The 8,555-nt window shown below is 61.1% G+C and carries 8 protein-coding genes; 7 read left to right on the top strand and 1 reads right to left on the bottom strand.

Annotated features, from left to right (window positions below; translation table 11 throughout):
• A partial coding sequence (locus tag AC1DUU_RS15440) for an extracellular solute-binding protein (protein ID WP_476784288.1) occupies positions 1 to 350 on the bottom strand: 350 nt, incomplete at its 3' end.
• Between the two features lie 240 nt (positions 351 to 590).
• Between AC1DUU_RS15440 and AC1DUU_RS15435 the strand changes: the two genes are divergently transcribed.
• The 7 genes from AC1DUU_RS15435 to AC1DUU_RS15405 all read left to right on the top strand — a co-directional run bounded on the left by AC1DUU_RS15435 (position 591) and on the right by AC1DUU_RS15405 (position 8,540).
• A complete protein-coding gene (locus AC1DUU_RS15435) occupies positions 591 to 1,808 on the top strand; it encodes an ROK family protein (RefSeq protein ID WP_476784287.1) in 1,218 nt (405 codons plus the stop codon).
• Positions 1,809 to 2,106: 298 nt separating this feature from the next.
• On the top strand, positions 2,107 to 3,459 hold the full coding sequence (locus AC1DUU_RS15430; RefSeq protein ID WP_476784286.1) for an 8-oxoguanine deaminase: 1,353 nt from the start codon (positions 2,107 to 2,109) through the stop codon (positions 3,457 to 3,459).
• A gap of 67 nt (positions 3,460 to 3,526) precedes the next feature.
• Positions 3,527 to 4,867 (top strand): uracil-xanthine permease family protein, encoded by a 1,341-nt coding sequence (locus AC1DUU_RS15425; RefSeq protein WP_476784285.1) that lies wholly within the window; start codon positions 3,527 to 3,529, stop codon positions 4,865 to 4,867.
• A 315-nt stretch (positions 4,868 to 5,182) separates the two neighbouring features.
• Positions 5,183 to 5,410, top strand: a complete 228-nt coding sequence (locus AC1DUU_RS15420) for a hypothetical protein (RefSeq protein WP_476784284.1) — start codon at positions 5,183 to 5,185, stop codon at positions 5,408 to 5,410.
• A 98-nt stretch (positions 5,411 to 5,508) separates the two neighbouring features.
• A complete protein-coding gene (locus tag AC1DUU_RS15415) occupies positions 5,509 to 6,525 on the top strand; it encodes a hypothetical protein (protein ID WP_476784283.1) in 1,017 nt (338 codons plus the stop codon).
• 28 nt (positions 6,526 to 6,553) lie between these two features.
• Positions 6,554 to 7,591: a hypothetical protein gene (locus AC1DUU_RS15410; protein WP_476784282.1), complete on the top strand. Its 1,038-nt coding sequence runs from the start codon at positions 6,554 to 6,556 to the stop codon at positions 7,589 to 7,591.
• On the top strand, positions 7,557 to 8,540 hold the full coding sequence (locus AC1DUU_RS15405; RefSeq protein ID WP_476784281.1) for a hypothetical protein: 984 nt from the start codon (positions 7,557 to 7,559) through the stop codon (positions 8,538 to 8,540). The genes AC1DUU_RS15410 and AC1DUU_RS15405 overlap by 35 nt, the downstream gene beginning before the upstream one ends.
• Positions 8,541 to 8,555 lie beyond the last annotated feature (15 nt).

Raw genomic sequence — 8,555 nt, 5'->3', positions numbered from 1 at the left:
CCCTTTTTCATGTCGTCGGTGATGCGCGAGGAGACGTCGACCAGCACCTTGTTGGAGGCATATTCGGCCGGCCAGATGACGTCGAACAGCACCACGTCGTAGCCGCCGCCCGAGCCCTGCGCGAGCACGGTCTTGTCGTGTAGGCCCTCGTAGGGGACGAATTCGAGATTTACCTTGATGTCGGGATTGGCCTTGGTGAAGGCCTCGGCCATCGCCCGCACATCGGCCTCGCTATAGGCGGCCTGCGCCATGAACAGCGCATTGATCGAGGTCTCGGCAAGAGCGTGGGGCACAAAGGCGCCGCCAATGAGAGCCGCACCGAGCAGTGTTCGGCTAAACGATTTCAACATTTCATCCTCCATTTTCTAACGTTGGCAAAATTGTTATGCCGGCGTCACGCGCCGCCATCTCGCTTGAAAAAAGCCTCGCACGAAGGTCTCGGCGTTCTTCCACAAGCGGCGTCCTGGTCTTAAAGCGCAACGGCTCCAGCCGTCATTGTTTCCCCGGAACTCTCACGGCTCCTTATTAAGTCAACTGACTTGACTTATTACTTCTGCAATTATCTATTGGAGTCAAGAGGGGAAAAAGCGGTGAACGATATTCGCCCGATCCGAGCCACCAGCGGCACCAATCAAGAAGGCACGAGCGCCCACAATCGCCGTGTCATGATCGACGCATTGCGCCTCAATGGGGCGCTTTCTCGCGCCGACCTGGCGCGGGCGACCCAGCTCACCAAGCAAGCGGTTTCCAACATTATCGACGAGCTTGAGCGCGATGGGTTCGTCGTGTCGCTTGAAGCGGTGCGAAAGGGCAGGGGCCAGCCGTCCACGCCCTACATGCTCGTTCCAGAAGGCGCTTTCGCCATCGGCTTGCAGATCGACCGTCATCTGACGCGCGCGATTGCCGTCGATCTGGTCGGAACCGTTTTGTCGCGCGCCCAGGCAAATCTGCCGCCCGACGATCCCATAGGCGGCGTCAAGGTCATCCTTGGTCTGATCGAAGGTATCAGAGCAGAGCTGGTGCTGATTTCGGAGCAGTCCGAAAAGCGGCTTGTCGGTCTTGGTGTCGCCATGCCCGGTCCTTTCGGACTGGAGGAATTCGCCGACAACAAGTGGATGATGCCGGCCTGGCAGAAATTTCCGCTGCTCGAAACACTTGCCGTTGGCACTGGGCTCGATGTYGGCCTGCAAAACGATGCGGCTGCCTGCGCCACCGCCGAACGCATGGTGGGTGCTGCCAACGGCCTCGATCACGCTGTATGCCTTTATGTCGGCTATGGGATCGGTGCCGGCCTCATCCTCAACGGTGAACTCTATCGCGGCGGTAACGGCAATGCCGGCGAGATTGGCATGGCGCTGCTGTCGCCGCGCGCAACCGATGGAACGGTTCTCGAACACCGGGCCTCGCTAGCCTCGCTCTACCAATATCTGGATCTCGATCCGTCGGATCTAGGTCTTTACGAGCATGTCAGCGCGCTGGCCCTGGCAAAAGACCCGGCACTGCTTGCCTGGGTGAAGGCTGCCGCCCAGGATCTGCGCTGGAGCGTGCATCTCATCGAAACCGTCTTCGACCCGCAGACCGTGATCCTGACCAGCGGTGCGCCCGAGGCGTTGGCCCGCCTCCTTCTGCAGGCCATGCACCCGCTGCTGCCATCGATCGCCGCCCGTCCGGATCGCGCCTTGCCGCGCCTGCAACTCGGCATCACCGATCCATGGTCGATCGCCCTCGGTGCCGCCGCCGAGCCGATCAGCCGTGCTTTCGACCCGCGTTTTTCGGCGATTCTCAAGACGCGCTCTGGAACCTCTTGAGCGCTCAAACTTCGCGAATGCGCCCCTCTCAATCCTCTCATATGAAAATAATTTGACAGGCGGGCAAATGTGCGATTGCATCGGCACTGCCTGATGATGCGAAAGCGCGAGCGTTCGCTCAGGGCGGGAGACCCGGTGGTTCAAGCCGCTTTTCCCAAGAGCATGATCAGAGCAAGCCCGCTCAACCTACCAGTCGATGACGATCCGGAACTCGCAATTCCAGGGACAGGGCTCATAGCGCGACGAAGCTCAACCGCAGTTTCGTCGAGTTGAATGAGAACCGACCTGGAGTAATTGCATGTCCGTAGACCTGCTCGTTCGCGACGCACATGTTTATGTCGATCGCGGCTGGGAAATCGCCAACGGCTGGGTGGCCGTCAAAGACAAGAGAATTCATTCGGTGGGCAAGGCCGGTGACGAGCCTGTCGCCCAAAAGACCATATCGGCACGTGGCCGGCTGGTGACGCCCGGGCTGATCAACGCCCACCACCACATGTATCAGAACCTGACGCGCTCTTATGCGCCGGTGACCAACGGTTCGCTGTTTGAGTGGCTGACCGGGCTCTACCCGCTGTGGGCCGGGCTCACCGAAGAATCGGTCTATCTTTCCACCTACATCGCCATGACCGAACTTCTGATGGGCGGCTGTACCACCTCGATGGACCACATGTATGTCCATCCCAAGCCCAAGCTGATCGACGCCCAGTTCCGTGCCGGCACCGACATCGGTTTCCGCTTCTACGCCACGCGCGGTTCGATGACCCGCTCCGTCGAAAACGGCGGCCTGCCGCCCGCCTCGGTCGTCCAGCGCGAGGACGACATCCTCGACGACAGCATCCGCCTTGTCGAAAAGTTCCACGATGCGTCGCCCGGTTCGATGAAGCGTCTGGCGCTGGCGCCGTGTTCGCTGTTTTCGGTGACCGAACGCATCATGTCGGAATCAGCGCGCCTCGCCGACAAATACGATCTCAGGCTCCACACTCATCTCGCCGAGGACCCCCAGGAGGACAAATACTGCGCCGAGGTCTATGGCTGCACGCCGACCGAATATTTCGAGCGTGTCGGCTGGGCAAGCAAGCGTTCCTGGGTTGCGCATTTCATCTATCCCAGCGACGCCGAGATCGGCCGCCTTGCCCATGCCGGGGTCTGCGCGACGCAGTGTCCTTGCTCCAACATGCTGATTGGCGGCGGCTCGGCTGACGTCATGGCCCTGCGAAAGCGTGGCATGCGCGTCGGCCTCGGCTGCGACGGCTCGGCCTCGACCGACCACGCCTCGATGTGGCTGGAGGCGAGGACGGCGCTGCTGCTCGGCCGCTATCGCAACGGACCGAACTCGATGTCGGCGCGCGACGCGCTCGATCTTGCCACGCGCGGCGGCGCAGCCTGCCTCGGCTGGGAAGACGAGATCGGCCATCTCAGGCCTGGCGCCTGCGCCGATCTGGTCGTCTGGCACATGTCCGACGTCGCCCTTGCCGGCGCCCACACCGACCCGGTCGAAGCCTGGCTTCGCTGCGGTCCGGCGACTGCCGGCACCACCATCGTCAACGGAAAGATCCTGGTCGAGAACGCTCAGCCGGTCATGCCCGAGCTTTCCGACGTGCTTCGCGAGCATTCCAGGTACTCCAGACGCATGCAGTGCCTCGAAGCCTGACGACCCACACAAATCACCGAACGCCGCAAAGCGCGGCTCATGCTTCTGGGAGGAGGTAGTTCAAACCATGGCTGGATACATAGATGCCCATCTGGGCGAACAGGAACATCGACTGGTCGACAACGCGGTCGGGGATGTCGAGGAGATCATCCCCGCCAAGCGTCGCATCGCTCTGGGGCTTCAGCAGGCGCTCGTCTCGAACGCCTGGCTCGACCCCATCTTCATCGCCTCGGTGGCGGGCTTTTCCGCTGCCCTGGCGACAAACCTGGTGACCGCGACCTTCCTGGCCGCGGGCATCGTCACCGTCGTGCAAAGCACCAAGCTGGTGCGTTTGCCGGTGGTGCAGGGGCCGTCCTCGGCATTTTCGCCGCTGGCGATCGGTTACTACAAGGCAGGCACGATCTCGGCGGCAAGTCTCGGCCTGATCATCGGCGCGGGGCTGGTTTTCCTCGCTTCGATCTGCGGCCAGTTTGCCCGGCTCCGCCGCCTGCTGTCACCAGCGGTCTCGGGCACGATCATCACCCTCGTCGGCATTGCACTCGCCGGCTTCACCTTCATGGAGTTCTTCGGTGGCATCGGCTCACCTAGTTTTGCCACCGGTCCTAGCCTGCTGCTTGCCTGCGTCACCACGGCGGTCGTGCTGGTCAGTGCTGCGCTTGGTGGCACCTGCCGCATGTTCGGCTTCCTGATCGCGCTGATCGYCGGCGACATCCTGGCGCTGTGCCTGGGCATGCTCGACTTCTCCGGTGTGGCCCAGGCGCCGTGGATCGCATTCCCCAAGCTGTTGCCATACGGGCCACTGACCTTCGATCCCGCGATCACCATCACCATGTGCATCGTTTTTGTCGTCGCCGTTGTCGAGGCCATGGGCATGTATGAGGCGACCGCCAAGCTGACCGGCGTCGAATTGACGGACAAGCGCGTCAATGCAGGAATCGCCGGCGAGGCAGGCGGGTCGATGCTGGCCGCCCTCATCGGCGGCTTCGGCACCACCGCCTATGCCCAGAACCTGGGTGTCATCCGGCTGACGGGGGTCGCCAGCCGGCATGTGGTGCGCGTCACCGGCATCATCTTCATCGCGCTGGCATTCCTGCCCAAGGTCGCCGCTGTTTTGGTGGCGACGCCCGCGGCCGTCGTTGGCGGCCTCTTCCTGCCCGCAGCAGCCACAGTCGTCATGACCGGCATCCAGATGGCGGGTCAGGACCGTGGCTCGCCGGTGAAGAACATGGTCGCGCCGCTGGGGCTGATGGCCGGCCTTGGCATTCCCGCCCTTTCGGGCGCGCTGTCGGGCGGCCTGCCGCAGATCCTGGCCGAAATGCTGGGCCATTCGATCGTCGTCGGTGCGGTGACCGTGATGCTCGCCGAGATCATCCTGGTCAGGATCCCGGACCTGCTGCGCTCGCGCTAGCAAAATGATGGCGGGCTGGTTTCGGCCGGCTCGCCATTCTCGACCGGTGGCCTCAACCAGGCGCCCGGCGAAGACGAGCATAGCGGGGGTCCTCCTCCGTTTTCGCTTCGGAGCGCCCTGTGGGCGATAGGCGAGAAATAATTCTCCCGCATCGTATAAACTCATTCAAAATTAGGGTGAGTGCGCGCACGTTGAAAAGCCCGATCAAACGACAATACGCGGGAAAATTGAATTCTGGGCAGAGAATCCTTATTTAACATTCAGTGGAATCTTATTTCCGCGATGCGATGAGGATTTCAAATAGTGGATCTTGGTATGGAAAATTTTCTGGAGAAAGCTCAGTCTCGCTCAAATGAGGCGCAGAAGAAAACAGCGGAGCGCAACAGCGCCATGGCTGATTATCAATCCGAGGCCAAGGCCCGGGCAGCAAAGACTGCAAGGTTGCGAGAATTGCGGCTAGCCAAGGACGAGGCTGACCGGGCGGCGGAAGCCCTGAAACCCGTCGAGCCCAAGAAAAAGCGCGTGGTCGCGAAGAAGAAATAGGCCCAGTGGCCGAGACGACGATCTTGCCAGCGTGCACGATCAACTGACGGCTTGCCCGGTGCCATTCCTTTCACGGCCTGGCGTGGGCAGCCCGTCTGATGCCCACGCTGTACCGCCTCGGCGATCTGGTCGAAAACGCTCGTGCGCATGTGCGATTTGTGCGGCGGCTCCGTTCCGGTGAGTACGCCGAGGCCCAATTGCGCTTCCCTGCTGCGCACTGTTCGAGCCCACGGGCGAGGGATGAACTACATCCAGACCGCCGGAGGCGATCGCCGCTGCGGGCAGAGGCCACTCGGGCATTGTTGATTTGTTTGGAAAAAATTGGCTGGGGAACCTGGATTGTCAAGGTGTTCACGAAACGCCCGACGACGCGCAGCACCTACATGGATTTCATCATCAGCGAATCCGGCCAGCCRCTGATGCATCCGCCCCCGTTGGCGTATCTTGCGCCGCGAGAGCAACGGCTTGAGATGAAGTACAACGTCGAAGCGGACGGTGTTCGAATCCACAACGTCGGCGATCGATCTTTCTACGTTCGCTACATGATCCTTGCCGACGACAATTCGCCCAACACCACCGGCGGATCCAAGGTTCTGCAAGAGGGCGTCGAGGCGGGCGTGCCGTTCATTCAATTGAAGGTGCCGGGCTCATCGGATGTCGCGCCCAATCTTAACGACATCATCCTCGACACCCGACTGCCGTATCTTCCGCTCGTTGCGGAGGGCTGGTTGGGCGCGGGTGATTTCAACGAGGCAGGCGAAACGGGGCTAGGGACGCAAAAGAAAACCGTGTGGTTCGCCAACGACGGCACCTGGCGGCCGTTCGTCAAATACACAGTCACATTTGACGACGGGTCAGTATCGCAACCGATAAACCGCGTCCTGCGGGTCTACGGGGTCGGCGGAACCGCTGCTGCTCAGCGCAACGGCATGGTGTCGGGTATCTCGACAACCTGTCGCATCAACACCGGGTCGGCCGAGTTCTTCCACGCGAGAGGCAACCCGTTCTACTTGACGCTCACGTCAGGCGTGACGCAGCCAACGATCAACGACATCTACCAGCCGGCGATGGCGGGCATTCGCTACTACATCTTCGCGATCCCCAACAGCCTGTAATCCCCCTTCAGCCTCCAAAGGGCAAATCATGACATCTTCGGTTTATTCGACCGGCACGGCTTCCGTGTCGAACGGCTCGCCTATTGTGACGGGCACAGACACGGCTTGGGACGTCGCGCTGGTCACGGGCGGCATGTTCAGCTTCGCTGGGTATGCGGTGCCTATCGCCAGCGTGGAGAGCGACACGTCGCTGACGCTTGCTTACGGGTGGCCGGGCGCCGCTGCTAGTGGCGGTTATGCCATTGCGCGCGAGACCTCAGAGGCCGTTCGCGCGGTATGGATCAATGACCGGCTGGCCCAGATCCTCACCAAGCTTTCGCTTGCTGGCATCCATCCCGACGGCGCGGGGACGCTAGCCGAGCGCAACGCTTTGTCGCCGGTCCCGGCTGCTGGCTACCTCTGGCTGCGCGTCGAGATCGGCTACGGCCTCGACATCTACAGGCGCACGGCAAGTGGGTGGGACGGGCCGTTTGGTCTCACCGGCCCTGAAGGTCCTGCAGGCGTGCTGCGGTGGATCGAAGCAGGTTGGTCGCTGGCCACCGTCTTTGAATACAACGACGGCCTGACACGCAACGGCACGTCCTACCGCTGCTTTGTCGCACACACCTCGGGCGCGGCAACAGAGCCTGGCGTCGGCGCCAATTGGCAAACCGTTTGGAAGGTCACGGCGGCCAAGGGCGACAGCTTCAGGTTCCGGGGCACCTATAGCGGCGCGACTGCCTACTTGGCCAACGACGTCGTGCGGGACGGTGGGTCAAGCTGGGTGGCGCTGCAGACGACCACCGGCAACGCCGCCGGCCTTGCCAGCCACGGTCAATGCGTTCTGGGAACTGATGGCCGTGAAGGGCCAGGACGGCACCGGTACTGGCGACATGGTCGGGCCGGTTTCGTCGGTAGATGGCCAATTAGCACTGTTCGACGGCCCTACTGGGAAGCTGCTCAAAGGCATGGTCGGATCGCCAGCCGAAGGCGATCTGCTCTATCGCGGGGCGTCTGGCTGGACGCGTTTGCCGAAAGGTGCGGCGGGTCAGGTGCTGCGCCAGAACACGGCGTTGACTGCTCCTGAGTGGGCTAGCCCGACTCCAGCGTCGGATTTCCGTAACAAAATCATCAATGGTGACGGGTCTGTAAACCAACGTGTCGCAACTACCGCAGCAGATGATGTTTATGCCCACGATCGGCATTATGCGCTAACGCAAACCGCTGCCATTGGCGTTTCGACGCTCACTGCGCCGGCTGCCGGAATTGCTTCAATGACGCGCCTCACGCAGACGCAAGCGGCAGCTCAGCGATTTGGCTACGCTCAGATTTTCGAAGCATCGGTGACATACGGGCTGCGCGRCCAAGAGGTCACGCTCGGCGGCAAGCTTCGCAGTTCGAATGCGGCGCCGATCAGGTTCGCGATACTGGAATGGACCGGAGCGGCAGATGTTGTTGTGTCCGACGTTGTGAACGACTGGACAAGCGCCAACTTCACAGCAGGCAATTTCTTCAAGTCGGYCAACATGACCGTGAGGCAGGTCGGAACGATTACCCCTGCTGCCGGGGCCATCAGCCCTTGGTCCCTGAAGACTACCGTTGGCGCGACGGCGAACAACATCATCGTATTCTACTGGACCGAGGGAGCGGCGGCGCAAAACAGCACGCTCGACCAGCGGTGGTATGTCGTTGAGGGTGACGCAGCCGCAGATGCCGCCGATCCGTTTACACCTCGTCACATTGAACAAGAATGGGCGTTGTGCCAGCGTTACTATGAAATCTCCCACAATAACGCACTGTTCTGGACTGGAAGCACACAGGCAGGCAGTGTTTATGTGTCGGGTACTGTTTTCCAAGTGCGGAAACGCGCAGTGCCAGCTATAATAATTACTAATTATGCTACAAGCATAATGAACGCAGCCGGAACGGCGTTGATTAACATAGACCATATGGGCGTAGATTTTCAAGTAACAGCAGCTGGTACTTCGGCTTACGGATAKTATTTGGCAGGAGTGACGGTGGACGCGGAGCTTTAGTGATGATTGTTGAAA

It is taken from the genome of Aminobacter sp. P4_H6_2 (genome assembly GCF_056400805.1).
This window is presented reverse-complemented; position numbering and strand designations above follow the sequence as displayed.